Source organism: Stenotrophomonas bentonitica, assembly GCF_013185915.1.
GTDB lineage: Bacteria > Pseudomonadota > Gammaproteobacteria > Xanthomonadales > Xanthomonadaceae > Stenotrophomonas > Stenotrophomonas bentonitica.
The window spans coordinates 247,796-273,793 of sequence record NZ_JAAZUH010000004.1 but is presented as its reverse complement, the minus strand read 5'-3'; the positions used below and the strand labels follow the sequence as shown (position 1 = coordinate 273,793).

Here is a 25,998-nt window from a genome sequence, read left to right as displayed (position 1 = left end):
GGTCGTTGTTATCGGCGGTCGTTTGGGAACCGACCCTACCCGGCCGTTGCATCTCGGAGGTCGTGCGGCCGCCCAGCCCGAAGACCTTTCCGCCACACGGTCTTCGGGTGCCGTCTCGCCATTTCCCCATGCCATACTCCGCCGATCCCGCACCACCCACCCCACTGGTTCCGCCACCATGCCCTGGCTTCCGGTTCGTCCTGCTTCTGTGCACGTTACGAACCGGCCCCTGCGTGGCGCCATTCGGGTCCTGCTTTGCCTGGCGCTGGCGCTAGCCGCTCTCTCAGCCCAAGCCTTATCTCCAGACCGCGCGCTTTCCCAGCTCCGCCACGACCGCTGGACCGCCGAAGATGGCGCGCCCGCGCAGATCTTCTCCATCGCCCAGACGCCCGATGGCCTGCTCTGGATCGGTTCCCGCCAGGGCCTGTTCCGCTTCGACGGCGTGCGCTTCGAGCGCATCACCCAGGCGGGTGGCAAGCCGCTGATCGATGACGACGTGCTGAGCCTGTTGGCCGAGCCCGATGGCTCGGTCTGGGTGGGCTACTTCAGCGGCGGAATGTGCCGGCTCGGCGGCCCCCACCCTGGCCAGTACGAGTACCAGCGCGACGATGTGCCGCTCGGCTCGGTGATGGCCTTCGCACGCGATGTCGGCAAGCGGCTCTGGGCGATCACGCCGGGGGCGCTGGTCTGGCTGGACCCGGCCAGCGATACCTGGAAGACCGGGGAGGCGATGGGCTTCAATCCGGCGTGGCAGCCGGAGCGGATGTTCGCTGATCGCGATGGCGGCATCTGGATCGGCTACACGCATAACGACAGCTTCGGTATCGCCTACCTGGCGCCGCACGCTACGCGCTTTGCGCCCTACCCCAAGGCGGTTCAGATCCCCTACTTCGACCAGGCTGCCGACGGCACGCTCTGGGCGGTGGACTACTGGGGCGCACGGCCACTGGTCCATGCCGACCCGGACCCGCGCCATGACCGCGCCACCCTCAGCTGGCTGGACCCTGGCTTCAAAGGCGGCGGCCTGCGCTTCGACCGCGATGGCGTCATGTGGCTCAGTACCGAGGGCGGCATTGCGCGCGTGCGCGAGGCGAGCTCGCTGCATGCGCCCGGGCCCGGCGTGACGCTGCCCAAGCCGGAGTACTTCGGCCCGGCGCAGGGGCTGACCTCCGAAGTGGTGTGGACGCTGTTCGAGGATCGCGAAGGCAATGTCTGGGCGGGCACGGCCAATGGCCTGGACCGCTTCCGCGACAACGCGCTGGCGGCCATCGCACTCCCGCGCCGCGACCAGTCGTTCGTGATGGCGGCGGGCGACGGTGGCCGCATGCTGGTGGGCAACGCGGATCGCGGGCCGATGTGGGTGACGCCGGACCCGGCCGCGCCGAACGGTGGCCGGGTGCAGGAGCTGGGCGGGCCGACGATGGGACGCGTGAGCGCCCTGCATCGCGATGCCAGCGGCACGCTGTGGATGGGCAGCGCGACGGGCTGGATAGCGAAGGTGACCGCCACCGGGCTGGAACGCGTGCCGCTGCCGCCCGAGCTGGCGGGCGACAGCGTGGTGACCATGATCGCCAGCGACCGCGCCGGCGGTCTGTGGGTGAGCCGCCTGCATGGCGGGTTGCTGCGGTTCTTCAATGGTAAATGGGAAGCGCAGAACGCGAAGTACGGCATGCAGGAGGGCTCCACGCCACGCGCCTTGGCTGAAGACTCCCAAGGGCGGATCTGGAGCGATGCGGGCCAGACCATCCGCGTGTTCGAGAACGGCCGCAAGCAGGATTTCAACCAGGGTAGGCCGGAGATCGGCCGCATCTCGGCGTTGCAGAGTTACGGCGACACGTTGTGGATGGGCGGCGCGCGCGGCGTTTCGATGCGCGCCAACGAAACCTTCCACCGGCTGCTCGGCCGGGATGGCGAAACATTCGAGAAGACCAACGGCATCGTGCTGCTGCCCGATGGCGAGCTGTGGCTGGGCGGTCGCACCGGTTTGACCCGCGTATCCGCTGCGGAAGTGCTGAAATGGCGCAAGGAACCTTCGCATGCGGTAGCGTTCGAGCGCTTCGGCGTGCTCGATGGGCTGCGCGGCAGCTCGGAGCAGAGTGGCAGCCGGCCCTCGATCCTGGCCGATGCGCAGGGCCGCATCTGGTTCGCCACCAACCGGGGCGTGCATTGGATCGACCCGCGCCATATCGCGCGCAATCCGTCCGCCGCGCCGTTGGCGCCCACCCTGCTGGGTGTGCAGGTGGACGACCGCGCGGTGCCGCTCTCGCCCTACCTGCGGCTGCCGGCCGGTAGCCGCGACCTGCGCGTGGACTACACCGCACCTGCGTTGCGCATTCCGGAGCGGGTGCGCTTCCGCTACCGGCTGGATGGGGTGGACGAGGACTGGCGCGAGGCCGGCACCCGTCGCCAGGCGCTGTACAGCCGGTTGGCGCCGGGCGGCTACCGGTTCCGGGTGATTGCCAGCGACGACACCGGGACGTGGTCGAAGCAGGAGGCGTCATTCAACGTGACCGTGCTGCCGGCGTTCTGGCAGACCGCGTGGTTCGCGCTGGCGATGTTGGCACTGGGCGCCGTACTGGTGTGGCTGTTCGTGCGTTGGCGGGTGGCGGTAGCACGCCAGCGTATGCAGCGGGTGTACCGGGCGCGGGTAGGCGAGCGCGAGCGCATTGCGCGCGATCTGCACGACACGCTGCTGCAGTCGGTACAGGCGCTGATGCTGCGCATCGAGTCTTCGCGCCGTCGCTTGGCGACTGGCGACACGGCCGCCGCCGAGACCGGGTTGGCCAAGGCACTGGAAGAGGCCGAGTCCGGGCTGGTGGAAGGGCGCGACCGCATACGCGAACTGCGCCGCGATGAGGCCACCGGCGATGACCTGGAAGCGGCAGTGAACACGCTGCCCGCGCTGCTGGAACTGCCCGCGCAGGTGGCGTTCAAGCTGGAAGTGCACGGCCGACCACGCCGCTGGCGCCAGCCTGAACTGGGCGAGGTGTACCGCATCGTACGCGAGGCGTTCGCCAATGCCTGCCGCCATGCCAGCGCCACCCACATCACCGTGCGCATCACCTACGGGCTGCTGCGCACCACGGTCGAGATCGACGACGACGGCTGCGGCATCCAGGACGACGTGCTGGCCCATGGCGGCGCGGAGGGCCACTGGGGCCTGCCCGGCATGCGCGAGCGCGCGGCGCTGTGCGGCGGCACGCTTGACGTGCAGGCGCTGCCCGGCGGCGGTACCCGGGTGCGGCTGCAGCTGCCGCGCTGGCGGGCAGGCGGTGGCCGCCGGCATGACTGAGCGGCGCACTTCGGAAACTACGCTTGCGTTGCGGCGCGTCTGGCGGCACGGTGCACCTCTGACCCGGACCCGCCCATGACCATCCGCATCCTCACCGTCGACGACCACCCGCTGATCCGCCAGGGCATCGCTTCGATGCTGGAGGTGGAGACGGACATGGCCGTGGTCGGCGAGGCTTCCGATGCCAATGAGGGGCTCGAACAGTTCCGGCGCCTGCTGCCGGACGTGGCGCTGGTGGACCTGCAGATGCCCGGCGTTGGCGGGATCGAGATGACCCGCCGGCTGCGCGCGGAGTTTCCCAGCGCGCGGGTGGTGATCCTCACCACGTACCGCGGCGATGCCAATGCGCGCGAGGCGCTGGCGGCAGGTGCCTGCGGGTACCTGCTTAAGAGCTCGCTGCGCGGCGAGCTGATCGACGCGGTGCGCCGCGTGGCGCAGGGCAAGCGCTGCCTGTCGGCGGAGATCTCCGAAGAGATCGCGCAGCACCTGGGCGAGGAAGCGCTGACCTCGCGCGAGCTATCCATCCTCTCGGCGCTGGCGCAGGGCTGGGAGAACAAGCGCATCGCGAACACGCTGGGCATTTCCGCCGAGACTGTGAAGTCGCACCTGGCGCGCATCTTCGAGAAGATCGGCGCGCGCAACCGAACCGAGGCGATCCACATCGCGTTGCGTCGCGGGCTGGTGCGGCTGGAAGAGTAGCCGCTAGCGTTTCAGCATCGGCAGCGGCCGCAGCGGATGACGCAGGCCGTGCTTCAACGAGAACTGCACCAGCCGCAGGTGGAAGCCGAGGCGCGGGAAGCGCCGCACGATGCGGGTGAAGTCGTCCGGGTGCAGGTCGAAGCGCAATGCGCCCAGTGAGACGTCTATCCAGTCCGCGCGGCGGAAGGTTTCGATGCGCCGGTCCTGGTCGCGCGGCAGGCGCGAGAGGCGGTGGTGTTCACGGATCATCGCCAGCACCAGCTCGATGAGCTCGGGGCGCTCACGCTCCTCAAGGTACTGCCGGGCCAGCGCTTCGGAAGGTGCCAGGTAGTCGAAGGTGCCGGCCGTCCAGATGCCGAGGTCGTGGAAGGCCACCGCCACCGACAGCACGTACAGGTCTTCCAGCGAGCCCGGCAGCATGCACCAGTGGAAATTGGCCACGCGATAGGTGTGGTTGCGGTACGGGTGGTAGTCCCGCCCCAGCACCCCGGCATGGCATTCCAGAATCTCATCCAGTACCGCAAGACGGTCGAGCATGAGCGGGCTCCCTGTGCAGGCCACGGCCCAAGCATAGGCGTGGCCGCACCGGCGCCACTGCCCCCGGATGGGGGACGACCCGCGCGCCCGAACGACAGATGCTGTCCCCGTGCCTGCATGTGAGCCTGCGCAGACCGCCCGCTCCCCCGCCGAGACCGCCCATGAGCCTGTTCACCACCCAAGACGGCACCTCCCTCTACTACAAGGACTGGGGCAGTGGCCCCGTGGTGTCCTTCAGCCATGGCTGGCCGCTCAACGCCGATGCGTGGGAAGCGCAGATGTTCTTCCTGGCCAGCAACGGCTATCGCTGCATCGCGCACGACCGGCGCGGCCACGGCCGCTCCAGCCAGCCGTGGCACGGCGACGACATGGACACCTACGCCGATGATCTCGCGCAGCTGTTCGAGCATCTGGACGTGCGTGACGTAACGATGGTCGGCCATTCCACCGGCGGCGGCGAAGTGGCCCGCTACATCGGCCGGCATGGCACCGCGCGCGTGGCCAAGGCGGTGCTGATGGGCGCGGTGCCGCCGATCATGCTCAAGACCGCCGTCAACCCCGAAGGCCTGCCGATCGAGGTGTTCGACGGATTCCGCGCGGCCTACCTGGCCGACCGTGCGCAGTTCTTCCTGGACGTGGCCACCGGCCCGTTCTTCGGCTTCAACCGGCCCGGCGCGAAGGTCTCTGAAGGGTTGATCCGCTCGTGGTGGAACCAGGGCATGCAGTCCGGCCACAAGAACGCGTACGACTGCATCAAGGCGTTCTCGGAAACCGACTTCACCGACGACCTGGGCCGCTTCGACGTGCCGACGCTGATCATCCATGGCGACGACGACCAGATCGTGCCGATCAAGGCCGCTGCATTGCGCTCGGCGAAGCTGATCAAGGGCGCGCAGCTGAAGATCTACCCGGGCGGCGGCCACAGCCTGGGCGACACCGCGAAAGACCAGCTCAACCAGGACCTGCTCGCGTTCCTGAAGAGCTGAACCCCCTCCCCCACGTTTCGAGGATCGGCCATGAACACTGTTCCCCCAGCAGCTTTGCATGCGGTGCCCTCCGAGCCGCGTGGGTCGGCACCGTCGCGCACCGAGGAATTCATCAGCGGCGAGCGCCAGCTCTTCATCCGCAGCTGGCGGCCGAGCGGGCGGGTGCGCGCGGTGCTGGCGATCGTGCCGGGCTTCAATTCCCACAGCGGGCATTACCAGTGGGCCGCCGCGCAGTTCACGGCGATGGGCCTGGCGGTGTATGCGGTAGACCTGCGCGGGCGTGGCAAGTCCACCGGTCCGCGGTTCCATGTGGAGCACTTCGACGACTACCTGGCGGATGTGCAGTCGCTGCTGGACGTGGCGCGTGCGCGTGAGCCGGGGCTGCCGGTGTTCCTGCTGGGGCACAGCGCGGGCGGCGTGATCGCTTCGGCCTACACGCTCGGGCACCAGGACGAACTGGCCGGTCTTATCTGCGAAAGCTACGCCTTCCAGGTGCCCGCGCCGGACGCGGTGTTGTCGCTGGTGCGCTGGCTGAGCGGCCCGTTCCCCACCCTGCGCGTGTTGAAGCTGCCGAACAAGGAGTTCTCTCGCATCCCCGAGGTGGTGACCGCGCTCAACGCGGACCCCCTGATCGCCAACGAAAAGCAGACCGCGCTGACCGTGGCGCAGATGCTGGTCGGCATCGACCGGCTGAAGCGCGGCTTCCCTACGCTGCGGCTACCGGTGCTGATCGCGCATGGCACCGCCGACAAGGTCACCGTGCCGGCAGGCAGCCAGGTGTTCGAGGACAACGCCGGTTCGGCGGACAAGACGCTGCTGCTGTACAAGGACCACGCGCATGACCTGTTGAACGATGTCGGGCGCGAAAGCGTGGTGGGCGAGTTCAAGCAGTGGATCGAGCGGCACCTGCCTCCCAGCGCCGCGTTGGAAGAAGAGCGCCATGCCTCCGCTGGTGGCATCAAAAAGTAAAGTCTGCTCAGCCCGTTTCGCCGCGCGTGTTCAACCACTCGCGCGGCGAGGCACCGGTGCGGCGGCGGAAGGCGCGCGAGAACGTAGGCGCATCGGCAAAGCCCAGCTCCAGTGCCACCTGCTTCACCGGGCGACCGGCGCGGAGCAATGACGTGGCCACGTTGAGCTTCCAGTCCAGCGAGTACGCCGCCGGCGTGGTGCCGGTGGCGGTCTTGAACGCGGCCGCGAACGCACTGCGCGACATGCCGGCCAGCGCGGCCATGCGCTCCAGCGTCCACTCTGCATCCGGCGCGGCGTGCACCGCCATCAACGCCTTGGCCAGGCGCGGGTCGGACAGGCCCAGCATCATGCCGGGCGAGACCTGCGCTTGGTCAGGGTGGTCGATGATCCAGCGCAGCACCTGGATCAGCACCACTTCAAACAATCGGTTGGCGAGCAGGCGAGAACCGCAGCGGGTGCGGTCGGATTCGGCGAACAGCAGGTCGAGCGTGGCCTGCAATCCATCGATGGCCTGCAACGGCAGCAGGATCACATCGGGAAGCGACTGCACGATCGGGTTGCGCAGGCCGCCGTCGAAATCGAGCGTCGCGCAGGTGAAGTCCGAGCCATCCACCGGCGGGTTGATGAACTCGTGGTGCACCGCGCGTGGGAACAGCAGCAGGGTGGGTTCGCACAGGTGGGTACGCGCCAGCTGCTTGCCGTCGCGGTACAGCAGGTCCATTTCGCCCCGGCGCAGCACATGCAGGAAGCCACGCCCGGGCTGGGCGTCGAAGGTCTGGTGGCCGCACAGCGGGCCCGCATGGAACAGGGTGGCGTCGACCCGGAAGCGCTCCAGCACCGGGCTGAGCCGGTCAATCGACGTGCTGGACGAATTGACATCTATCAGCGACATACAGACACCAAAAGTCCCGAACGGGTTCCTATTATGCCCATCAACCGGCCACTCCGCGCCGGCACTCAACAGGAATCCAAGCCATGTCCCGTATCCCCCTTGTTACCCCCCAGGACACCACCGGCGAACGCCAGGCCCTGCTTGGCCAGATCCATTCCGCCTTCGGTGCCACCCCGAACATGTTCCGCGCCGTGGCCAATTCCACCGCCGCGCTCAAGAGCATGTGGGGCTCGTTCGGCGCCCTCGGCGGCGGCGTCATCCCGGCCGCGTTGGGCGAAAAGATCGCCGTGGCCATCGCCAACCGCAATGCCTGCGAGTACTGCCTGGCCGCGCACACCGCACTGGGCCGCAAGGCCGGCGCCAGCAGCAAGGAAATGAGCGCCGCGCAGGGCGGCGAGTCGGACGACCCGAAGACGGCGGCAGCACTGCACTTCGCGCTGCGCGTGGTGGAAGGCCGCGGCCAGATCGACGACAGCGACGTGGCGCAGCTGCGCAGCGTGGGCTTCAACGACGAAGAGATCGTGGAGATCCTGGCGCACATTGCGTTGAACCTGTTCACCAACTACGTCAACGTGGCGTTCGCGGTGCCGGTGGACTTCCCGGGCGTGAAGCTGCGTTGAAGGATGTACAACGGGCTGGCCGGTGTTTCCGGCCAGCAACCCTGAGGAGAGTGCGGCAATGAACGCGACCTACGTTCCCATCGACTGCGAGTTCCACGACGTGCTTGAGGCAACGGCGACCACTGGCCGCCTTGTTTCGATTGAGTACCTCGACACTTCCGGACAGCAGCAGACCGTGCAGGCGCGCATCAGCGACCTGCAGGCGCATGGCGGGGAAGAGCACATGCTGCTGGACGACGGAAGCCGGATCCGGCTGGACGCCATCGTGAGTGTTGATGGCGTGCGGTTGCAGTCAGATCGGATTCGATCTGAATGACTACTTGACCTTGTCGACCCGCGCCATGGAGGCCATGGCCTGTGCTCTCGCCGTGTCACTCGACGACGTCGTCAGTACGAAGAGCAGTTCTTCCTTGTCCTTGGGGCGAGACCAGGAGCGTGCGATTGTTTTTGCGTGCTCATCGTTCGGCCCCAACATCGCCGTATCCGGTTCCTCTGCCACCAACGGTGGTGGAGCAGTCCCCACCAGATCCAGGAATCCCGACTGGATCCGCTCGGGGTTCGCCCCCTGTGCAAACACAGTGCAGATGGAACCCTTGCTGAGTGAAACGACATACCGGTTGTTGGGCGCTTCCATGTGCCAGGCGGTACCTTCTCCACCGCTCAGGAAGGTCGTGGACTTCTCGGGCGGCAGGAGCTCCAGGCCTAGTCTTTCCATCTCGTCGGGCAGCTTGTCCTGCGAATAGAAATACTGCATGCAGGCGGTTGCGAACAGGATGTTGAAGTCGTCAGGAACGTCGCGCTCGGCAGCGAATGCCGGGGCTACGGTTATTGCCATCAGAAGCATCAGCCTACGCATATTTCCCCCAGACGGTTTACCAACGATGAAGGAAGCCCAAGGGCTTCCAGCGAACTACCCACGCATGCCGAGCCAGATGACCGCTTCTGTCGAGCCTGATACCAGCGGGTTGAGAAACCGGGACCAGAACGAATCTGCGTGGCCGTGCGCCACGGATTGGTCATGGTGCTGCTGCTCTTCGGCAACAATCGAAGCAATGGCGGCTACAGCTGCAGGATCGCGGCCATCCAGAACCATCAGCTGGTGCTGCAGGTGCCTGAGGACCACGCTTTCGACGGCTGTCGTGGTCGCCGAGATGGCCGCCGGCCCCAGAAGCCCAGTGACCGCCCCGAGGACGAAGCCGCCAAGGCCACACAACCCGTAGCTTCGGCAGCGAGGGCGTCCGCGTCGCTCCAACTCAGCGCCGAAGATCGCGCGGTGTCGCTGCTCGTGCGAACGAAACTCGCGAAGCTCGGCCACCATATGAGGCGCAGTCAGCCGTGCCAGGAGGATCTGGCCGGTGTAGATGTTTACGGCGCCGTGCTCACCGGCGTGGTTGACCTTGAGGATGCGGTTGCCGAGATCGGTGGCTGCGGCATTCACTGCTGACTCCCTGTTTTCCACCCAGTGTCTCCTTCCATGGCACAGATCATTGGCTTGCCTTTCGACCCGTCTGCGCACCGCGTAACAGTTCCCTGAACGCGCACCTTATTCATGTACCGGTCAGTTCACTATTCAGGGTTGATTAGGTCGGCTAACGGATAATTTACACCTGTCGACCGCCCCTCTCTCTCCCCTCCCCCAGAGGGGGCGGCCGGCAAATCCAAAATAAAAAAGGTGTGTTCCCGATGATTAAGTCTTCCCTGCTTGCCCTGGGTCTGGTCGCTGCACTGCCGTTCGCTGCTTCGGCCGCCGATGGCCTGTCTTACAACTACGTTGAAGGCGGTTACGTGAACACTGACGCCAAGGGTGGCGACGCTGATGGTTGGGCCGTGAAGGGCTCGGCTGCCATTGCGCCGAACTTCCATGTCTTTGGCGATTACAACTCGCAGGAAACCAAGCGCGGGAACGCTGATGTTGACCAGTGGCGCGTGGGCGTCGGCTACAACTACGGCATCGCGCCGACCACCGACCTGGTGGCTCGCGTCGCGTACCAGAAGTTCGATCCGAAGCACGGCCTGGACTTCAACGGCTATGCCACTGAAGTGGGCGTGCGCACCGCGTTCACCCCGATGATCGAAGGCTACGCGCTGGCCGGCTACGAAGATTTCAGCAAGAAGCACGGCATCAACCCGGACGGCGAGTTCTACGGCCGCGTGGGCGCCCAGGCCAAGTTCAACCAGAACTGGGGCCTGAGCGGCGAAGTGAAGCTGGCCAAGGCCGGCGACCGCGAGTGGTTCGTGGGCCCGCGCTTCACCTGGTAATGCAACAGAACAACGGTACGTTGTTGGATGGCGTGTGACCTCTCTCCCACGCGTCATGAAGCCCGGCCCTCCGCCGGGCTTCGCTTTTTTGGGGTAGGCAGTTTTGGGTTTCCGAGCAGCCGGGCATGGCCCGGCTCCACCGAGTGGCGATGCGTTTCAGTCGCTGGCAGGCTCGCGCAGTACGGCTTCGTAGTCTTGTCCGCCGTAGAACACGCCCAGGATCGACACGACATGGTTGTCTTCATCCACTCGCAGTGAGATGACGGTCCTGCTTTTGAAGTGGGTCATTCTGACACCGGGCAAAATGTCGTCGCGCTTCACACCCCGCAAAGGAAAGAGTGCAAAGGTCTCGCAGTAGGCGACGATTGCTTCAGAGTACCGAGAAGTGGCGATAGGCAAGCCCGCGGCTTCAATGAACTCTTCAAGTGCATCCAGTTGATCCAAAGCAGCTGGCGTGAACTGGACGCGGTAATTCATTTGCGGTCAGAGGCCATGCGGGCGCTGCGCCTCTCGGCTAGACGCTGACGTACCTGTTCCGCAGACAGAGCTTGGCTTGGATCAGCCTCGAGAGCGAGGGCCGCAGGGACGACCTCTTCGCGCAACCAAGTCTCTATTGCGCGATCCCGCGCCAAGAGTGCACGCAAGCCATCACGTATCACCTCGCTTTCGGTAGCGTATTCGCCGCTGGCAACTTTAGCCCGGACCGTGTCGGCCATTTCGTTTGGCAGGGTGATGCTGAACTGTTGGGTCGAGCGCATGGGACGGCCCTTGGAATGAGTAGGATTCAATCCTACTCCCCGGGCGTTGTCCTTCAAAGCGGTCAGGCCGGGCAACGTAACAATGCGCATGAAGGGTCGGCAGTGACAGGGACGAGCCCAAGTGTGCGCGCCCCGGTAGAGCCCCTCTCTGCAATTAATTGCAGTGCGTCCGAGTTGTGATCGCACTCATAAAAAACCCCGGCTTTCGCCGGGGTTTTTCGTTTGCATCATTTGAACAGCGTATCCGGATACTCCGGCTTCTGCTCTCGCGCCAGCAGCGCGCGCAGGCCTTCTTCCGGGGTCTGTTCGCCGTGCAGTACGGCGCGGACCCGGTCCGAGATCGGCAGGTCGATGCCGTGCCGGCGGGCCTGGCGCATGACTTCATCGGCGGTCTGCACCGATTCCACCACCTGGCCGATTTCGCGCACCGCGTCCTGCAGGCTCTGGCCACGTCCCAGCGCGAGGCCGAGACGACGGTTGCGCGAGAGGTCGCCGGTGCAGGTCAGCACCAGGTCGCCCAGGCCAGCCAAGCCCATCAGGGTTTCCGGCTTGGCGCCGATCGCGGCCGCCAGGCGCAGCATTTCATTCAAACCGCGGGTGATCAGGCCGGCACGGGCGTTGAGGCCCAGCTGCATGCCATCGGCCACGCCGGTAGCCACGGCCAGCACGTTCTTCATGGCGCCACCGAGCTCGGCACCAACCATGTCGTCGCCGGTGTAGGCGCGGAAGGCGGGGCCGTGCATGGCTTCGGCCACCTGCTGGGCGAACTCGGCGTCATCACCGTGCACGGTGATGGCGGTCGGCAGGCCCTGGGTGACTTCCTTGGCGAACGACGGGCCGGTCACTACCGCCAGCGCCACGTCCGGTCCGAGGACCTCGCGCGCGACTTCGTGCAGGAAACGGCCGGAACCGGGCTCGAAGCCCTTGGTCGCCCACGCCACGCCGGCGTTGGCCGGACGCAGCGGCGCCAGCGCACGCACGGTTTCACCGAAGGCGTGCGACGGCACCACCACGAGAATCCAGGTGGCACCTTCGACGGCCGCAGCCAGGTCGGTGGTGGCACGCAGCGATTCCGGCAGCGGAATGCCCGGCAGGTAACGGGTGTTCTCGTGGCGCTGGTCGATGGCTTCCACCATCGCCGCGTCGCGCCCCCACAGCACGGTCTGTTTCCCGTGCCGCGCCAGCAGGCTCGCCAGGGCGGTGCCCCAGGAGCCTGCGCCGAGAACGGCGATCTTGTCTGCGGTGTCGTTCATCGGTACCACTGCAGCGCCGATCAGGCGTTGCCGGCCGGCTCGGAATCGGCGAGCGAGGTCTCGCCCTGTTCCTGGCGCTGGCGCAGGGTTTCGGCGTACAGGCCTTCAAAGTTGATCGGCTGCAGGAAGAACGGCGGGAAGCCGCCGGCCTGGATCAGCTCGCTCACCAGCGAACGCACGTACGGGAACAGGATGTTCGGGCACTGGGTGCCGAGCAGCACGTCGATCGACTGCGGGTCCAGGCCGACCAGGCCGAACACGCCAGCCTGCTGCACTTCAGCCACATAGGCGGTCTTGTCGCCGGCCTTGCAGGTCAGGGTCACGGCCAGCACCACTTCGAAGGCGCTCTCGCCCAGGCGCTGCACGCGCTGGTTGAGGTTGAGCTGCAGCTCCGGCTGGACGGCTTCGTTGAACACGCCCGGGGCGTTCGGCGACTCGAAGGAGACGTCCTTGACGTAGATCTTCTCGACGGTGAACGCGGGGCCGGTGGCGGCGTCGGCCGGCGCGACGGCGCCGTTGGTGATGGTGTCTTCGGACATTTCCTGATGCTCCAAAAATAAATGCAGTAGTAATGGATTGTTACATGCCCTGCGATGGGGGCGTGTGGCGGCGCGCACAAGGCGTGCCGGCCAAATCCGTCAAATTAGTTGCGGCCCTTGACCAGCGGCAGCTCGGCCTGCTGCCAGGCAGGCAGGCCACCGTCGAGCACGTGGACCTGCTCGAAACCGGCTTTCTTCAGCGCCTTGGCGGCGGTTTCCGAGGCGGTACCGGTGCGGCACACCAGCACCACCGGCTTCTGCTTGGCGTTGACCACCAGCTTGTGCTCCGGCCCGAACTGGGCGGGCTGCACGTTGCGGCTGCCGGCGATGTGGCCCTTTTCGAAATCGGTGCCCGCAGACAGGTCGACCACGACCGCGCCGCCGGCATTCATCAGCTGGGTCAGCTCGGCCGGTTTGATCGACTTGTAGCCACGCAGGAGACGACGCACCTCGGTGACGAGGATGGCTACGGTCAGGCCCACGAAGGCCATCGACAACATCGGGTTTCGGCCGGCAAAGGCCAGCAGCTCTTCGTAATTCACTCAGATCACGGGTCGATAAGCGGGCGCCGATTGTCGCACATGCGGGCGAACCGGCGCCCTGCGGGGCCCCGACAGGGGCTCAGCGGTCCTGCCAGAGGTCCGGAAGGCCGTTGGCCTGCAGCCAGCGCTTGTCTTCAGGGTCCCAGCGCCAGATCTCGCGGACCCGGGCGGTGCGCTCGGACTGGGTATTGAGGTTGATGACCCGGACTTCCGCGTTGCGGCCGATGGTGCCGTCCGGCAGGGGGACGTTCTCGCCGGCGCGATAGCTGGAGATCTTCACCTGCTCGAAGCGGCTCAGCTCCAGGTCGGTGAGCGGGTGCTCCTTGGCCTTCTCCGGGTCCAGGTAGGGCAGCGCGTCTTCCACGGTGCCCCAGCGCATGGTGGAGTCGTACTTGATCTGCGTCTCTTCCAGCTGCTTGCGCTGGCCCTTGGTGATCTTCTTCTGGTCGGCGGCCAGCACGGACACGCTGGTCAGCGCCAGCAGGCTCAACAGCAGGATCTGGAAGGTACGGCGCATGCGAATTCCCCAATCGGCAAGGCGCCCATCCTACCGCCTTGCGAAGGCAACGAAACGTCCGCTCAGTTCAGCTGCGGGTTTTCCGGCCTCGCCGGGCTGGCGGGCGACCACGTCGATGCGTGCCTTGCCGCGCTGGGCGAAGGTGGCCAGGAACACCTCCCAGTCGGCCTCGTCGGCGGCCTGGGCCTGGGCCTGCAGGTCCTCGTAGACCGGGGCCAGGTAGCGCACGTGGCTGTCGGCCACGTAGACGTCGGCGTCGAACCCGGCCAAGCGCAGGCGCAGGGTGACCAGCGCCCAGCCGCTGAGGGTCATGACCGACGACAGGCTGCCGCCGAAGGCGTTGCCCTTGTCGTTGACGTTGGCGGCCAGCGGGGCGCGCAGGGACAGCACCCCGTCGGCGTAGCCGGCCACCTGGATCTGCATGGCGGCCACCGGCGGCATGCGCTGCAGGACCTGCTGGAGGGCGGCCAGGTGCACCGCGGGGGGCGCGTCGGTCATAGGGGAATCGGACATCGGTACGGCGACGTTACGGCGAAGGCCTCGCATAATGCCCGCAATGAACCGCCCCGCACATGTGCCGGAATGGACCCTGCTCTCGCTGCGCCCGCGCGGCCAGCACGCGGCGCTGCGCCGCGCCGCGGCACCGCTGGGCGCGCAGGTGCTGGGGCTGTCGCCCTGGGCCCTGGTGGCGCAGCGCGATGACGCCACCCGCGCCGCGTTGGCCCAGGCGCTGGGCGCCGACCGGGTGGTGTTCAGCAGCCCGGCGGCCGTGCACGCGGCCGCGCGGCTGGTGCCGCTGAATGCGCCGCATCCCGGCACCTGGCTGGCGGTGGGCGCTGGCACCGCTGCGGCATTGCGTGGACATGGCGCCACCGATGTACAGGCACCGCAACGGATGGACAGCGAGGGCCTGCTCGACCTGCCCGCACTGGCCCAGCTGCAGGGCCTGCGTGCGGCGCTGGTGACCGCCCCGGGCGGACGCGGGATCATCGCGCAGACACTCCAAGACCGTGGCGCCGAGCTGCAGCGGGTGGATGTCTACCGTCGACAGGCGCTGCGCCTGCCACCCCGCCAACTCCAGCGCCTGCGCCACCAGCCCCTGCCTTGGGTGCTGGCGCTCAGCAGCGCCGAGGCGCTGGGCCTGCTGCTGGAGCAGCTTCCGGCAGATCTTCTGCTGTGCCTGCGCAGCCAACAGGTAGTGGCCGCCAGCCCGCGCCTGGTGGCGCTCGCGCAGGAGGCTGGCTTCGCCCGGGTGCGCTTGGCCGACGGCCCGATGCCGGCCCAGCTGGCAGCGGCCGCACACGCTGCGATCACCACCGGCGCAGGTTGCTGAACAGGGGTCGGTTCCGGCCTTGCAGGTCGCTTGGGCGGCGGGCGATGCTGTACGCCTGAGCGCCCGCCAGCCCGTGAATGCACCGGCGCGGACGACAAGGATGACTGCATGAACGACATCGCTCCGCCCCCCACCCGCTCACCGCTGCGCTGGATCCTGCCGCTTGCTGCGGTAGCTGTGCTCGCAGGCGCCGCCGCCTGGGGCTGGACCCAGTGGCAGGCCCAGCAGGCGCGCATCGCCCAGCGCGAAGCCGACGCCAACGTGCTGGTGCAGGGCCTGGCCGGCAGCGTGGAGGCCCTGCGCCGCGACCAGCGCTCCACCTCGCAGCGGGTCCAGGACGCAGCCGCCACCAACCGCGTGCTGCGCGATGAAATGCTGGGCCTGAGCCAGCGCAACGCGCTGCTGGAAGAAAACCTGGCGCGGCTGGCCGACAGCACCCGCCACAATGCGCAGGCGCTGCAGCTGGAAGAAGCCGAGCTGCTGCTCAGCCAGGCCGGCCAGCGGCTGGCTTTCGCCGACGACGTGGACGGCGCACGCCGCCTGTACGCCTTGGCCGCCGCCGCGCTGGACGAAGTGCAGGGCACGGAATTCCTCAACCTGCGCCAGGCGCTGATGCAGGAACGCAATGCAGTGGATGCGCTTGGCGCGGGTCCGCGCGCGGAGATCAACCAGCGGCTGACCCGCTTCGCGCAGGCCGTGGGCGCGCTGCCCGAAGAGATCGTGCCGGCGGCCGGCAGCGCATCCACGCCGTGGTGGCACCAGATGCTGGCGCCGTTCGTGACCATTACGCCCACCGCCGCGCAGGGACCGCTCACCGGCGCCGAGCGCACCGCTGCGTGGGACTCGCTGCAGCTGGAACTCACCTTGGCCCGCGCGGCAGTGGAACGCGGCAATCAGTCGGAATTTGAACAGTCGCTGGACCGCGTGGCGCTGTGGATGCCGCGCCTGTGGCCGGATTCACCCGGCCTGCGCGAGCAACGTGCTGAACTGCAGCAGTTGCGCGCCAAAGTGCTACGCCCGCCGCTGCCCGAACTGGGCAGCACCCTGCAGCAACTGCGCACCCTGCGCGATGGGAGTTGATAGATGAAGCCGATTCATTCCGTAGTAGTGCTGCTGCTGGCCGTGGTGCTGGGCGTGGTGGCTGCGCAATGGCTGGGTACGGAATCGCTGCGCCAGTACGGCGAGGTGATCTACCGCGCCGGCGGCAACGACTACCGCTCCACCGTGCCGCAGGTGGCGCTGATGGCGCTGGTGGCGCTGCTGGTGCTGTGGCTGCTGTGGAGCCTGGTGGCCTCACCGTTCCGGGCGTGGGGCCGCTACCGTCGCAAGCAGGGCCGCGCACGCCTGATCGAAGGCCTGCAGGCGCATGAGTACGGCCACTGGCAGCGCGCGGAAAAGCTGCTGTCCACGGCTGCCGAAGACGACGAAGTGACGGCGGTGGCGTACACCACTGCAGTACGCAGTGCAGAAGCGCGCGGCGACCAGGCGGCGGTGGACCAGTACCTGCAGCGCCTGTCCACGTCCGATGCCACTGCGTACGCACTGATGCAGGCCGAACGGCTGCTGCAGCAGGAGCGCCCGGTGGATGCGATCAACGCGCTGGACGCGCCCGGTATCCAGCCGCTGCCGCCGCGCGGCCTGTGGCTGCGCACCGAAGCACTGGCGCGTGCGGATCGCGCGCATGAGGCCTATGGCCAGCTGGGCGCGCTGCGCAAGCAGAAGGTGCTGCCGGACGACGCGGTTTCAGAACTGGAAGTGCGCCTGGCCGCGCAGTCGCTGCTGGAAGCGGGCGACGTGAATGCGCTGGCCGCGCAGTGGGAAGCGACCCCGAAGGCGCTGCGCAGCGACCCCGACGTGGTCTCCGCCTACGCCCTGCGCGCGGTAGCCCTGGACTGGGACGAGCCGGCCCTGCTCAACCTGGAGCAGGCGCTGGACACGCGCTGGGACGAGTCGCTGGTGACCCTGTACGGGCAGATGCCGGTGGAAAAGCTGGCCACCCGCCAAGCCAACCTGCAGCGCTGGCTCGGCCAGCAGCCCTCGAGCCCGGCGCTGCTGCTGGCGTTGGGCCGGATTGCCGCACGCCAGGGCGAGCATGTGCAGGCCGAGGATTACCTGCACCGCGCGATTGCCGCCGGTGCCGGCCCGGATGCATGGGAAGCGCTGGGCGAGGTGTTCACCGCGCGCGGCGAACCCGCGCTGGCCGCGCAGTGCTACGGCAATGCGTTGCGCCAGCAGCGTGGCGAAGAGCGCGTGGCGTTGGTGCGAACGGCGGCGCCGTTGGCGACGGTGGTGCCCGAGCGCGCGACCGTAGAAGAACAATCGCTGATGAGCGAACCGGCCCCAGTGCTCGACCACCCGGTCGACCGCGACGCATTCGGAAACCCCCGCCTCCCGTAGTGCCGGCCGCCGGCCGGCTCCTCGCACTACTAAAAAGGAAAGGCCACCCAAGGGTGGCCTTTTTTCATCCCAACCGTGCGCGGATCACCGCTCGACGATCGCCACAACGCCCATGCCACCGGCGGTGCAGATCGACACCAGCGCCCGACCACCCCCACGCTCCGCCAACTGCTTGGCAGCAGTAGCAATCACGCGCGCACCGGTAGCCGCAAACGGATGCCCGGTCGCCAGCGACGAACCCAGCGGGTTGATCTTGGCCGGATCGATCTTGCCCAGCGGGCCATTCAGGCCCAGGCGGTTGCGGCAGTAGTCTTCGCTTTCCCACGCGCGCAGCGTGCACAGCACCTGGGCGGCGAACGCTTCGTGGATTTCGTAGATGTCGAAATCCTGCAGGGTCAGCCCATTGCGCTTGAGCATTTCCGGCACGGCGATGGTCGGGGCCATCAGCAGGCCTTCGCCATGCACGAAGTCCACGGCGGCAACCTGCGAGTCACGCAGGTAGGCCAGCGGCTCGTGGCCGTGCGCGCGCGCCCATTCCTCGCTGGCCAGCAGCACCGCCGAGGCGCCGTCGGTGAGCGGGGTGGAATTGGCGGCGGTCAGCGTGCCACGGCCGGAAACCTTGTCGAATGCCGGCTTCAGCGTGGCCAGCTTTTCCAGCGAAGTGTCCGGGCGCAGGATGTTGTCGCGCTCCACGCCACGGAACGGGGCGATCAGGTCGTTGAAGAAGCCGCGCTCATAGGCAGCAGCCAGCTTCTTGTGCGAGGACACCGCCCACTCGTCCTGCGAGTCGCGCGAGATGTTCCATTCCTTGGCCATGTCTTCGCAGTGGTCGCCCATGCTCTTGCCGGTACGCGGCTCGGCCACGCCCGGGAATTCCGGCTTGAGTTCGCCCAGCTTGAAGCCGCTCAGGATCGCCTTGATCTTGTCGCCGGTAGTCTTGGCGCGGTTGGCGGCCAGCAGGCGCGCGCGCAGCTTCTTGCCGTACACGATCGGCACGTCTGAGGTGGTGTCCGAGCCGCCGCCGATGCCCGATTCGATCTGGCCCAGCGCGATCTTGTTGGCCACGTTGATGATGGTGTCCAGCGAGGTGCCGCAGGCGCGCTGCATGGTGATGCCGGGGGTGAGCGGGGACAGGCCCGACGACAGCGTGGCTTCGCGGCCCAGGTTCCAGTCGCTGGAATGCTTGATCACCGCACCCATGGCCACTTCGCCCAGCTGCTGGCCGTGCAGGCCGAAGCGTTCGACCAGTGCACCCAGCGTGCGCACCGACATGCCCAGGTTGCCAACATCCGAATAGGCGGTGTTCTGGCGGCAGAACGGGATACGGACGCCACCAAGGATGGCGACGGGACGAGCGTTGGGCATGGAGATACCTGGCATGGGAAGGGTGTCTGCAACATGGCCTGCACGAAGGAGCAGGCATAATGGGGGCAAGTGTAGCTGCCGCCCTGTGATGGGCCAACTGTGATCCCATGAGCAAACCCGACCCCGGCATGAATGCCCTTGGCGTACTGGCATTGGAACTGGCTGGAGGAGACGCCCCACGCAACGCCGCCCTGAGCTCTGAACAGGCCGGTGAACTTGCCGACCGCGTTGGCCGCGACCTGGCCAAGCTGGTTCCCGGCGTGAGCGGGCTGGACTTCGTGTTCGCCGGCGCCCATTTCGACCCGGCCGAGGTGCTGCGCCCCGGCTGGCCGATCCACCGCCGCCTGGAAGAGCTGCAGATGCGTGCGCCCGGCCGCAATGAAGGCCCGCGCCTGCTGGCGTTCGGGGCCGGCGCCGACGGTGAAGTGCCGCTGCCGTTCCAGGCCGATGCCAGCCTTACCGGCGGCGGCCTGCGGGTGGTGCCGTTCCTGCTGACCGGCACCGAAGTGGCCCAGACGACGGCCGTGGCCGACGCGCTGGAAGAAGTGCTGCTGGCCCAGGGCATGGCCCAGGCGGACACGGCGCTGCAGGCGCAGAACGCGTTTGGCGCGCAGATCGAGCATGCGCGCTATTTCACGGTGAACGACCTGGCCGCGATGATGTCGATGCAGTACGACAACCAGGGCCTGGCGGCATTATGGCCGCTGATTGAAACCGCGCTGATGGCACCGCAGTCAGAACAATGGCTGGATGAATCGCCGGAACCGCTGCTTCGATACGCTGATGGCGAAGTGCGTATGGCGCTGTTCGACCCGGCGGGTTGGTGCGCGTTCTACAACCATGACAAGGGTAACTGCGAGCGCCTGCAGGGCATCTACGACCAGTACCTGATGCGCCAGCGGCAGATGGCCGCGGTGCTGGAAGCCCACGGGCTGCCGGTGCTGTTCGTGCATTGCGAAGCCGGGCAGGACGCGCGGGAATTGTTGACGCGTTGATCGGGAGCAGCCACGCAGGGCGTGGCTCTACCCATGAAAAACGCCGGCAATGCCGGCGTTTTTCGTTTGCATCAACCAACCGGTAGAGCCACGCCCTGCGTGGCTGAACCGCCGATCGATTACGGCGCGGCCTTGATCACCGCACACGCCAGGCGTGCACCGGCATTGCCGGTCGGCTGGGTCTTGTAGTCATCCGCGTCGGCATGGACGATCAAACCACGGCCGATGATGTCGAAATCATTGCCTTCGCCAATGTTCACGTTGGTGGAGACGTCGGCATCAACCACGGCATTACCCTGCGCGTCGGCCTTGATGTTCGGAATGTCGCCACCGTGGTGCGGGGTGGTGGCCAGGTTGCCGTGGTCTTCCTTGGACGGGTTGAAGTGGCCGCCGGCGCTGTCGCCGTTCGGCGCGCTGCAGTCGCCCTTCTCGTGGATGTGGAAGCCGTGCTCGCTGTTCGGCCTCAGGCCGCTGATGTCGCCCTTCACGTGCACCTTGCCGTCGACCACGCTGAAGGTGACGTTGCCCTTGACGTTGTTGCCCTGGGTCGGCGCCAGTTCCGCCATGGCGGTGTGGTTGGCGTGCGCTTCGCTGGTCATCGCCGGCGGTGCGTCGTTGGCGGCAGCGGCGGCAGCGGCGGCCGGTGCGGTGTCGGTGGCCGGGGTCGGTTCCGGGGTGGTGGTCTCGGCCGGCTTGTTGCAGGCGGTCAGGCCCACGGCGGCAACGGCGGCGAACAACGCGGTATGGATCAGACGCATGTGGATCTCCTTGCGGGTAACGAACGGAAAAGCGACGAAGCCAGGCAGCGCGCTCAGCGCGTAGCCCGGATCACGCCGCAGGCAATACGGGCGCCGGCATTGCCGGCGGGCTGGCTGCGGTAATCGTCCGCGTTGGCATGTACGACCAGCGCGCGGCCGACGATATCGGTGGCGGCACCGCCACCGAGGGTCACCGCAGGCAGGCGCACATCGACGCTCACCCGCCCCTGCGCGTCGGCACGCAGGTTGTCCATGTCGCCGGCGTGATGCGCACCGGCGCTGTTGCGGCCATGTGGCTGGTTGGCCGGATTGAAATGCGGGCCCGCGCTGCTGGCGTCGACGGCACTGCAGTCGCCCCGCTCGTGCACGTGGAACGCGGCCGTCTGCATCGGCTGCAACCCACCGATGGTGCCGGTGATGTGCACGCCGCGCGCGTCCGGCACCAGTACCAGGCGACCGCTGACGATACTGGCCGACGCCGGTGCCAGGTTGGCTTCGGCCTGCTTGGCCACGCTCACGACCGGCACAACCGGCGCCGGCGCGGTGCGCTGCTCGGGCGCGGTACCGCAGGCAGCAAGCACCAGCAGTGACGGCAACAACAGGGCGAGTTGGGAACGACGCATCGGATAACTCCTTGATAGGCAAACTAACGTCTGGCTCGTCCACGCATCATGAAAGACGCCGCGACGCGGCGCTTACATCGTATGAACAGGCATTCAGCTACCGCGCCGTCGACCGGCACCGAGCTTGCGGGTGAGCGTGTTGCGGCCCATGCCCAGCCGCGCGGCGGCTTCGGCGCGGCGGCCGTGGGTGATCTGCAGGGCGGCTTCCAGCAATGCCTGGTCCACCCGTTCGCGCACCTGCGCGTGCAGGCCTTCGGCGCCTTCGGCCAGTCGCTGCCGGGCCCAGGCCGAGAGCAGCGCTTCCCATTGGCCCGGATCGCCGTGCGCACGGCTGCGTTGGCCGGGGCCACGATGCAGCGCACTGTCCACGTCGGCCACGCCGATGGTGTCGGACGCGGCCAGCGCGGCCATGCGCCAGCACACGTTTTCCAGTTCGCGCACGTTGCCCGGCCAGTCGTGCTCGCGCAGCGCCTGCAGGGCGGCAGCGGTGAGGCGCTTGGGCGGGGTGTCCAGCTTGTGCGCGGCGGCGGCCAGGAAGGTGTCGGCCAGCTGCACGATATCTTCGCGGCGCTCGCGCAGCGGCGGCAGGCGCAGCCGCACCACATCGAGCCGGTGCAGCAGGTCGGCGCGGAACCGGCCCTGCGCGACCAGCGATTCGAGGTCCTGGTGGGTGGCGGCGATGACCCGCACATCCACCCGGATCAGTTCGCGGCCGCCCACGCGGAAGAACTCGCCTTCGGCCAGCACGCGGAGCAGGCGGGTCTGCAGCGGCAACGGCATGTCGCCGATTTCGTCGAGGAACAGCGTGCCGCCATTGGCCTGCTCGAACCGCCCCACATGGCGGCGCTGCGCCCCGGTGAAGGCACCGGCTTCGTGGCCGAACAACTCGCTTTCCAGCAGTTCGGAGGGAATGGCAGCAGTGTTCAGCGCCACGAACGGGCCCTGCACGCGCGGCGACTCGTGGTGCAGCGCGTGCGCGACCAGTTCCTTGCCGGTGCCGGTTTCGCCATTGATCAGCACCGACAGCGGCGCCTGCGCCAGTCGGCCGATGGCGCGGAACAGGGCGCGCATGGCCGGGGTGTCACCGACCAGTTGTGGGCGCTGGTCGGGCGTGGCTTCCACGGTGGGCGCGCTGCGCTCGGCCACGGCGATGTCCGGCGCTGGCAGCACGCGTTGGGCCAGGGCCACGGCGTCGTCCAGGTCGAATGGCTTGGACAGGAATTCCTGCGCACCGCCACGGAACGCGCCGGCAGTGCTGGCGACGTCGGTATAGGCCGACATCACGATCACCGGCAGCTGCGGGTGCGCGGCCTTGAGCTTGTCCAGCAGCACCAGGCCGTCGTCGCCGGGCATGCGCACGTCGGTGAACAGCAGGTCCGGCGGCGGCTGGCTGGCCAGCATGTCCAGCGCGGCGGCGGCGCCATCGAAGCCTTCCACAGCGTACCCGGCATCGCGCAGGGCGGTGCTCAGGACGAAGCGCACGGCGCGGTCGTCGTCGACGACCCAGACGCGCTGGGCCTGGCTGTCAGCCGCCATGCGCGGTCTCCTCGGTTGCGGGCGTGCCCTGCCCGATCGGCAACTGCACGGTGAATACGGTATGGCCCGGGCGCGAACGGTAGGTCAGGGTGCCGCGATGCTCGCGTGCGACCTGCTGGGCTAGTGCGAGGCCGAGACCGGTGCCTTCGGCACGGCCACTGACCAGCGGCAGGAACAGGTGTTCGGCCAGCGCTTCCGGCACGCCACGGCCGTCGTCGGCGATCTCCAGCCGCAGCGCCATGGCTTGGAGGTGGTCGCCGATGCGCACGCCGTGTTCCACCCGGGTGCGCAGGGTGACGGTTCCGGCACCGGCCTGGATCGCATTGCGCACCAGGTTCCACACCGCCTGGGTGAGGCGGTCGGCGTCGCCGTCGAATTCGGGAATGCTCGGGTCGTAGTCGCGCTGCAGCCGCACTGCCCAGCCGCCTTCGCTTTCGGCCAGGCGCAGCACGCGCTCCAGCGAGGCATGGATGTTGAGCGGGGCATGCGGCGCGGCGGGGGCCGGCGACAGCAGCTGTTCCAGCAGCCCGTTCAGGCGTTCGATCTCCGAGCCGATCAGCTCGATCAGTTCGCGTTCTTCCGGGTCGCGCTGGCTGCTGCGCCGGGCCAGCAGCTGGGCTGCGCCCTTCAGGCCGGCCAGCGGGTTGCGCAGTTCATGGGCCAGGCCTTTCAGTGCCGCACTCAGCGCGCTGGGCAGGGCTTGGGTCGGGTCCAGCCCGGGGAATTCGTCAACCGGGTGCGCCTCCAGCAGCCAGCCGTCGTCGTCGTGGCGGCTGACCCAGCCTTCCGCGAAACGCGGCGCCTCGCCCGGAAGGGCCAGGGCCAGCCGGTGCAGGCGCAGGGTGTCGCGTTCGCCGCGCGCGAGGAAGTGGGCCAGGGCCTCGCCCTGCACCTCCAGCGAGGCCAGTGGCTGGCCCAACAGGCGCCGCACGCTTACCCCCAGCCAGCGGGCAAAGGCGGGATTGCAGCCAGTGACGCGGCCTTCGGCATCAGCCCAGGCGACCGGGGTGCCAAGGACATCGAGGGACGGGGACGGTGCTGCGGCGGTCATTGCACCAATGTAGTGCAAAACGGGGGTCCGGAGCTGTTTGTCTCCGTCGTGATGTTGTTGATGAACGCCGTGGGGCCAAGGGGGATCGGCACGTTGGTCCGAGGACCCGACCCGCTGTATACTGAGAACGTAAGACGAAGCGACTGACCCGGTGAAATAGAGCGCTTCCCAGCGGCTTCGGCCGTAGGCATCCACGATGCCTCGCAAGTGGTCTCCGGGGTCTGAACACGGAAAAGGGCGCTTCGGCGCCCTTTTCTTTTGCCTGCTATCTCTTCCGTTTCTTCTTTGGCTTTTGCGGGTTGGACAAGTAGGCATCACCGCACACCAGCACGAATGGCCGCCGACTCCCTGTCGTCGACGGGGCGTTGCGCGTCTCGGGATACGCACTTTCCACGATCACATCGACGTCCTGCCAGGCGCGCTTTTCCTTCGGGCTGCGCTTGACTGTCAGGAACAGGTGGTATGGCCCATCCGGGTTTTCGATTGTGAGGGTGTGAACCCAGGTGCTCCCGTGCGCAGCGAGTATCACTTTTCGCTCCGGCAACGACCGAATCACCTGTGGCAGGGCGTGCGACAGCCGATAGCGCGTGGCGCAGAAGGTGCGCATCTTCCCGCCATCCCAGATCGCCTCATCTCCAGGAGGATGCGGAAGATCGCCGTGCGAAGCGCTGAAGCAGTGGTTGGTGAAGGTGATTGCAGTTCGTAAAGGTTTACCAACCTTCTCGCTCTGGATGATGATCGTGAAGGGTTCAAGGTGCGACAAATCGACAAGCTGGCCACCGACCCTCAAGGGGCTGAAGTATCTACTCAACGTGCTCCCTGGGGGCCATCCTGTGCTTAGGCTCGATCCATGCTATCGCGTGCGGTGGTTGCTACCGCCGGCTCGATGCGTGGCGCATCCGCGCATGCTTGTATCCGGCTTCCGCGATGTTCAATCAAGAAGAGCAAGCGCGTCACTTTTGGCTGTTATGCGCCTTCCATGGACGTCTTAACCCGTCATCAGCTCCCGAGGAGAGGTGGAGTTGACATTGGGTTCGAGCCTAGTCGACGAATACCTTGGACCAGTCATCGCGCACGCTCACCAGCGGCCAGCCGCGTTCGGCGGCCAGGGCGACGGCTTTCTCGGCGCCGGAGGTGTAGGCGATGTCGCGGACGTCATCATCGTGGGTAACCAGCAGGGCCAGTGAGGCACCTTCGCCCTGGGTGGCGAACTGCAGCATGGGAATGTCGCCGTTGGAGTTGCCGGCGGCGAAGATCGGGCGGGCGCCGATACGACTCCAGATGCGTACGACCTTGTTGGGGCCGTCGTCGAATATCTCCAGCTTGGAGGTGTGGACGAGGGTGCCGATGCCGTCCTTTTCGCGGTATTCCAGTACCACCGAGGTGCCGACGACGCGTTCGGGGGGAATGCCGTAGAGCGACTGGGTAATGGGCCGCATGAAGTCGCGGCCGCCGCCGGAGACGATATAGCTGGTGAAGCGGTTGGCTTCGAGGTAGCTGAGCAGCTCGCGCATGGGCGCGTAGGCGGTTTTGAGGTAGGGGCGGTCGAGTACGGGGTTGTGGGCGTTGAGCAGGAACTTAAGGGCTTTGGCCGAAAATGCTTCTACTTCATCATCCACGTAGGCGGAGAGCAGGCCTTCTGCGGCCTCCTTGAGCAAGGTGTCGTCGCCTTCGTAGTGGCGGGTGATGATGCTGCCGAGCCAGGCCTGGTCTTTGCCATATACGGCCTTCCAGGGTTGCTTCTCGCGCAGGGCGGGGTCGGCTTCCGCCTGCTCGGCTATGCGGCGCAGCAGGAAGTCGACCTGGATCGGCATGGGCTTTTCGCACCAGAGGCAGCCGTCGTTGTCGAAGACGGCGATGCGGGCGGCTGGGGCTACGAATTCCGGACCGCCCTCTTGGGTGACTCGGGCTACGAACGCAATGATGGCCTGGCGGGCGGGGCCGGTGTTCCAGCTTTTTAGGAGACCTTCGTGCATGGTGGGGTCGCGGCAGTTCCTGGTGGGGAAATGCTAGCGCTGGGGCATGCTGGGGGCCTGCGAGTAATCACTGATTGGGGGGCAGTAGATTTACTGGCTTC

29 protein-coding genes are annotated in these 25,998 nt (G+C 67.2%); 11 read left to right on the top strand and 18 right to left on the bottom strand.

Translation table 11 applies throughout. From position 1 onward, the window contains the following. The first annotated feature begins 208 nt into the window (after positions 1 to 208). Both HGB51_RS19010 and HGB51_RS19005 read left to right on the top strand, forming a co-directional pair. Positions 209 to 3,292, top strand: coding sequence for a two-component regulator propeller domain-containing protein (locus HGB51_RS19010; protein ID WP_171966929.1), 3,084 nt, complete (start codon positions 209 to 211; stop codon positions 3,290 to 3,292). A 75-nt stretch (positions 3,293 to 3,367) separates the two neighbouring features. Beyond that, a complete protein-coding gene (locus HGB51_RS19005) occupies positions 3,368 to 3,991 on the top strand; it encodes a response regulator (RefSeq protein WP_070208294.1) in 624 nt (207 codons plus the stop codon). Between the two features lie 3 nt (positions 3,992 to 3,994). On the opposite strand, the gene HGB51_RS19000 is transcribed toward HGB51_RS19005, so the two are convergent. Beyond that, the gene (locus HGB51_RS19000) at positions 3,995 to 4,528 is read right to left on the bottom strand and encodes an HD domain-containing protein (RefSeq protein ID WP_070208293.1); all 534 of its coding nucleotides are present in this window, start codon (positions 4,526 to 4,528) and stop codon (positions 3,995 to 3,997) included. Between the two features lie 161 nt (positions 4,529 to 4,689). Here HGB51_RS19000 and HGB51_RS18995 point away from each other — a divergent pair, with 161 nt between their 5' ends. Beyond that, positions 4,690 to 5,514: an alpha/beta fold hydrolase gene (locus tag HGB51_RS18995; RefSeq protein WP_070208292.1), complete on the top strand. Its 825-nt coding sequence runs from the start codon at positions 4,690 to 4,692 to the stop codon at positions 5,512 to 5,514. Positions 5,515 to 5,544: 30 nt separating this feature from the next. Beyond that, positions 5,545 to 6,483 carry an alpha/beta hydrolase gene (locus HGB51_RS18990; protein ID WP_084739013.1) on the top strand — a complete coding sequence of 313 codons (939 nt, stop codon included), beginning with the start codon at positions 5,545 to 5,547 and terminating at the stop codon, positions 6,481 to 6,483. A gap of 7 nt (positions 6,484 to 6,490) precedes the next feature. Here HGB51_RS18990 and HGB51_RS18985 read toward each other — a convergent pair whose 3' ends face one another. Beyond that, on the bottom strand, positions 6,491 to 7,366 hold the full coding sequence (locus tag HGB51_RS18985) for an AraC family transcriptional regulator (RefSeq protein WP_256123611.1): 876 nt from the start codon (positions 7,364 to 7,366) through the stop codon (positions 6,491 to 6,493). A gap of 92 nt (positions 7,367 to 7,458) precedes the next feature. Here HGB51_RS18985 and HGB51_RS18980 point away from each other — a divergent pair, with 92 nt between their 5' ends. Further along, entirely contained in the window at positions 7,459 to 7,995 is a 537-nt protein-coding gene (locus tag HGB51_RS18980; protein ID WP_070208290.1) for a carboxymuconolactone decarboxylase family protein, read from the top strand. 58 nt (positions 7,996 to 8,053) lie between these two features. Beyond that, on the top strand, positions 8,054 to 8,311 hold the full coding sequence (locus HGB51_RS18975) for a hypothetical protein (RefSeq protein WP_070208289.1): 258 nt from the start codon (positions 8,054 to 8,056) through the stop codon (positions 8,309 to 8,311). On the opposite strand, the gene HGB51_RS18970 is transcribed toward HGB51_RS18975, so the two are convergent. After that, positions 8,312 to 8,839, bottom strand: a complete 528-nt coding sequence (locus tag HGB51_RS18970; protein WP_141739153.1) for an NMCC_0638 family (lipo)protein — start codon at positions 8,837 to 8,839, stop codon at positions 8,312 to 8,314. It lies immediately after the preceding gene. A gap of 66 nt (positions 8,840 to 8,905) precedes the next feature. Then, the gene (locus HGB51_RS18965) at positions 8,906 to 9,433 is read right to left on the bottom strand and encodes a demethoxyubiquinone hydroxylase family protein (RefSeq protein WP_216666917.1); all 528 of its coding nucleotides are present in this window, start codon (positions 9,431 to 9,433) and stop codon (positions 8,906 to 8,908) included. 248 nt (positions 9,434 to 9,681) lie between these two features. Between HGB51_RS18965 and HGB51_RS18960 the strand changes: the two genes are divergently transcribed. Further along, on the top strand, positions 9,682 to 10,254 hold the full coding sequence (locus HGB51_RS18960; protein WP_070208298.1) for an OmpO family porin: 573 nt from the start codon (positions 9,682 to 9,684) through the stop codon (positions 10,252 to 10,254). Between the two features lie 156 nt (positions 10,255 to 10,410). On the opposite strand, the gene HGB51_RS18955 is transcribed toward HGB51_RS18960, so the two are convergent. From HGB51_RS18955 to HGB51_RS18925, 7 genes are all read right to left on the bottom strand, one after another. Continuing rightward, entirely contained in the window at positions 10,411 to 10,731 is a 321-nt protein-coding gene (locus tag HGB51_RS18955) for a type II toxin-antitoxin system RelE/ParE family toxin (RefSeq protein ID WP_070208287.1), read from the bottom strand. Next, positions 10,728 to 11,102 (bottom strand): ribbon-helix-helix domain-containing protein, encoded by a 375-nt coding sequence (locus HGB51_RS18950; protein WP_246233700.1) that lies wholly within the window; start codon positions 11,100 to 11,102, stop codon positions 10,728 to 10,730. The genes HGB51_RS18955 and HGB51_RS18950 overlap by 4 nt, the downstream gene beginning before the upstream one ends. Positions 11,103 to 11,239: 137 nt before the next feature. Next, positions 11,240 to 12,265: an NAD(P)H-dependent glycerol-3-phosphate dehydrogenase gene (locus tag HGB51_RS18945; protein ID WP_070208297.1), complete on the bottom strand. Its 1,026-nt coding sequence runs from the start codon at positions 12,263 to 12,265 to the stop codon at positions 11,240 to 11,242. A gap of 20 nt (positions 12,266 to 12,285) precedes the next feature. Next, positions 12,286 to 12,804: a protein-export chaperone SecB gene (gene secB / locus HGB51_RS18940; protein WP_070208285.1), complete on the bottom strand. Its 519-nt coding sequence runs from the start codon at positions 12,802 to 12,804 to the stop codon at positions 12,286 to 12,288. A gap of 104 nt (positions 12,805 to 12,908) precedes the next feature. Then, positions 12,909 to 13,346, bottom strand: coding sequence for a rhodanese-like domain-containing protein (locus HGB51_RS18935; RefSeq protein ID WP_070208284.1), 438 nt, complete (start codon positions 13,344 to 13,346; stop codon positions 12,909 to 12,911). Between the two features lie 79 nt (positions 13,347 to 13,425). After that, positions 13,426 to 13,863 (bottom strand): hypothetical protein, encoded by a 438-nt coding sequence (locus HGB51_RS18930; protein WP_070208283.1) that lies wholly within the window; start codon positions 13,861 to 13,863, stop codon positions 13,426 to 13,428. A 30-nt stretch (positions 13,864 to 13,893) separates the two neighbouring features. Then, entirely contained in the window at positions 13,894 to 14,361 is a 468-nt protein-coding gene (locus tag HGB51_RS18925) for a YiiD C-terminal domain-containing protein (protein WP_070208282.1), read from the bottom strand. Between the two features lie 58 nt (positions 14,362 to 14,419). Between HGB51_RS18925 and HGB51_RS18920 the strand changes: the two genes are divergently transcribed. From HGB51_RS18920 to HGB51_RS18910, 3 genes are all read left to right on the top strand, one after another. Continuing rightward, positions 14,420 to 15,196: a uroporphyrinogen-III synthase gene (locus HGB51_RS18920; protein WP_070208281.1), complete on the top strand. Its 777-nt coding sequence runs from the start codon at positions 14,420 to 14,422 to the stop codon at positions 15,194 to 15,196. A gap of 108 nt (positions 15,197 to 15,304) precedes the next feature. After that, positions 15,305 to 16,276 (top strand): uroporphyrinogen-III C-methyltransferase, encoded by a 972-nt coding sequence (locus tag HGB51_RS18915; RefSeq protein ID WP_070208280.1) that lies wholly within the window; start codon positions 15,305 to 15,307, stop codon positions 16,274 to 16,276. 3 nt (positions 16,277 to 16,279) lie between these two features. Further along, on the top strand, positions 16,280 to 17,593 hold the full coding sequence (locus HGB51_RS18910; protein WP_070208279.1) for a heme biosynthesis protein HemY: 1,314 nt from the start codon (positions 16,280 to 16,282) through the stop codon (positions 17,591 to 17,593). 84 nt (positions 17,594 to 17,677) lie between these two features. Here the strand turns inward: HGB51_RS18910 and HGB51_RS18905 are convergent, their stop codons facing one another. Beyond that, positions 17,678 to 18,973: an acetyl-CoA C-acetyltransferase gene (locus tag HGB51_RS18905; RefSeq protein ID WP_141739152.1), complete on the bottom strand. Its 1,296-nt coding sequence runs from the start codon at positions 18,971 to 18,973 to the stop codon at positions 17,678 to 17,680. A gap of 92 nt (positions 18,974 to 19,065) precedes the next feature. On the opposite strand from HGB51_RS18905, the gene HGB51_RS18900 reads away from it, so the two are divergent. Beyond that, positions 19,066 to 19,953, top strand: a complete 888-nt coding sequence (locus HGB51_RS18900) for a hypothetical protein (protein WP_070208277.1) — start codon at positions 19,066 to 19,068, stop codon at positions 19,951 to 19,953. Positions 19,954 to 20,072: 119 nt separating this feature from the next. Here HGB51_RS18900 and HGB51_RS18895 read toward each other — a convergent pair whose 3' ends face one another. The 6 genes from HGB51_RS18895 to HGB51_RS18870 all read right to left on the bottom strand — a co-directional run bounded on the left by HGB51_RS18895 (position 20,073) and on the right by HGB51_RS18870 (position 25,897). Then, entirely contained in the window at positions 20,073 to 20,711 is a 639-nt protein-coding gene (locus tag HGB51_RS18895) for a superoxide dismutase family protein (RefSeq protein WP_070208276.1), read from the bottom strand. Between the two features lie 53 nt (positions 20,712 to 20,764). Continuing rightward, on the bottom strand, positions 20,765 to 21,334 hold the full coding sequence (locus HGB51_RS18890; protein WP_070208275.1) for a superoxide dismutase family protein: 570 nt from the start codon (positions 21,332 to 21,334) through the stop codon (positions 20,765 to 20,767). A gap of 93 nt (positions 21,335 to 21,427) precedes the next feature. Continuing rightward, complete coding sequence (gene ntrC, locus HGB51_RS18885) at positions 21,428 to 22,870, bottom strand: nitrogen regulation protein NR(I) (RefSeq protein WP_070208274.1); 1,443 nt, start codon at positions 22,868 to 22,870, stop codon at positions 21,428 to 21,430. Further along, positions 22,860 to 23,921 carry a two-component system sensor histidine kinase NtrB gene (locus HGB51_RS18880; RefSeq protein WP_070208273.1) on the bottom strand — a complete coding sequence of 354 codons (1,062 nt, stop codon included), beginning with the start codon at positions 23,919 to 23,921 and terminating at the stop codon, positions 22,860 to 22,862. Before HGB51_RS18880 ends, ntrC begins: the two co-directional genes overlap by 11 nt. Positions 23,922 to 24,186: 265 nt before the next feature. Beyond that, positions 24,187 to 24,732, bottom strand: coding sequence for a heat-shock protein (locus HGB51_RS18875; RefSeq protein WP_070208272.1), 546 nt, complete (start codon positions 24,730 to 24,732; stop codon positions 24,187 to 24,189). 229 nt (positions 24,733 to 24,961) lie between these two features. Beyond that, the gene (locus tag HGB51_RS18870; RefSeq protein WP_070208271.1) at positions 24,962 to 25,897 is read right to left on the bottom strand and encodes an HAD family hydrolase; all 936 of its coding nucleotides are present in this window, start codon (positions 25,895 to 25,897) and stop codon (positions 24,962 to 24,964) included. Positions 25,898 to 25,998: the final 101 nt, after the last annotated feature.

What these genes read in the sequence shown, in the direction of transcription:
- HGB51_RS18870 (WP_070208271.1), bottom strand. Translation starts at nt 25,897, where the DNA reads ATGCACGAAGGTCTCCTAAAAAGCTGGAACACCGGCCCCGCCCGCCAG.
- HGB51_RS18920 (WP_070208281.1), top strand. Translation starts at nt 14,420, where the DNA reads ATGAACCGCCCCGCACATGTGCCGGAATGGACCCTGCTCTCGCTGCGC.
- HGB51_RS18930 (WP_070208283.1), bottom strand. Translation starts at nt 13,863, where the DNA reads ATGCGCCGTACCTTCCAGATCCTGCTGTTGAGCCTGCTGGCGCTGACC.
- HGB51_RS18900 (WP_070208277.1), top strand. Translation starts at nt 19,066, where the DNA reads ATGAGCAAACCCGACCCCGGCATGAATGCCCTTGGCGTACTGGCATTG.
- HGB51_RS18945 (WP_070208297.1), bottom strand. Translation starts at nt 12,265, where the DNA reads ATGAACGACACCGCAGACAAGATCGCCGTTCTCGGCGCAGGCTCCTGG.
- HGB51_RS18995 (WP_070208292.1), top strand. Translation starts at nt 4,690, where the DNA reads ATGAGCCTGTTCACCACCCAAGACGGCACCTCCCTCTACTACAAGGAC.
- HGB51_RS18970 (WP_141739153.1), bottom strand. Translation starts at nt 8,839, where the DNA reads ATGCTTCTGATGGCAATAACCGTAGCCCCGGCATTCGCTGCCGAGCGC.
- HGB51_RS18895 (WP_070208276.1), bottom strand. Translation starts at nt 20,711, where the DNA reads ATGCGTCTGATCCATACCGCGTTGTTCGCCGCCGTTGCCGCCGTGGGC.
- HGB51_RS18975 (WP_070208289.1), top strand. Translation starts at nt 8,054, where the DNA reads ATGAACGCGACCTACGTTCCCATCGACTGCGAGTTCCACGACGTGCTT.
- HGB51_RS18915 (WP_070208280.1), top strand. Translation starts at nt 15,305, where the DNA reads ATGAACGACATCGCTCCGCCCCCCACCCGCTCACCGCTGCGCTGGATC.
- ntrC (WP_070208274.1), bottom strand. Translation starts at nt 22,870, where the DNA reads ATGGCGGCTGACAGCCAGGCCCAGCGCGTCTGGGTCGTCGACGACGAC.
- HGB51_RS18905 (WP_141739152.1), bottom strand. Translation starts at nt 18,973, where the DNA reads ATGCCAGGTATCTCCATGCCCAACGCTCGTCCCGTCGCCATCCTTGGT.
- HGB51_RS18910 (WP_070208279.1), top strand. Translation starts at nt 16,280, where the DNA reads ATGAAGCCGATTCATTCCGTAGTAGTGCTGCTGCTGGCCGTGGTGCTG.
- HGB51_RS18880 (WP_070208273.1), bottom strand. Translation starts at nt 23,921, where the DNA reads ATGACCGCCGCAGCACCGTCCCCGTCCCTCGATGTCCTTGGCACCCCG.
- HGB51_RS19000 (WP_070208293.1), bottom strand. Translation starts at nt 4,528, where the DNA reads ATGCTCGACCGTCTTGCGGTACTGGATGAGATTCTGGAATGCCATGCC.
- HGB51_RS18955 (WP_070208287.1), bottom strand. Translation starts at nt 10,731, where the DNA reads ATGAATTACCGCGTCCAGTTCACGCCAGCTGCTTTGGATCAACTGGAT.
- HGB51_RS18980 (WP_070208290.1), top strand. Translation starts at nt 7,459, where the DNA reads ATGTCCCGTATCCCCCTTGTTACCCCCCAGGACACCACCGGCGAACGC.
- HGB51_RS18925 (WP_070208282.1), bottom strand. Translation starts at nt 14,361, where the DNA reads ATGACCGACGCGCCCCCCGCGGTGCACCTGGCCGCCCTCCAGCAGGTC.
- secB (WP_070208285.1), bottom strand. Translation starts at nt 12,804, where the DNA reads ATGTCCGAAGACACCATCACCAACGGCGCCGTCGCGCCGGCCGACGCC.
- HGB51_RS18890 (WP_070208275.1), bottom strand. Translation starts at nt 21,334, where the DNA reads ATGCGTCGTTCCCAACTCGCCCTGTTGTTGCCGTCACTGCTGGTGCTT.
- HGB51_RS18950 (WP_246233700.1), bottom strand. Translation starts at nt 11,102, where the DNA reads ATGCGCATTGTTACGTTGCCCGGCCTGACCGCTTTGAAGGACAACGCC.
- HGB51_RS18990 (WP_084739013.1), top strand. Translation starts at nt 5,545, where the DNA reads ATGAACACTGTTCCCCCAGCAGCTTTGCATGCGGTGCCCTCCGAGCCG.
- HGB51_RS19005 (WP_070208294.1), top strand. Translation starts at nt 3,368, where the DNA reads ATGACCATCCGCATCCTCACCGTCGACGACCACCCGCTGATCCGCCAG.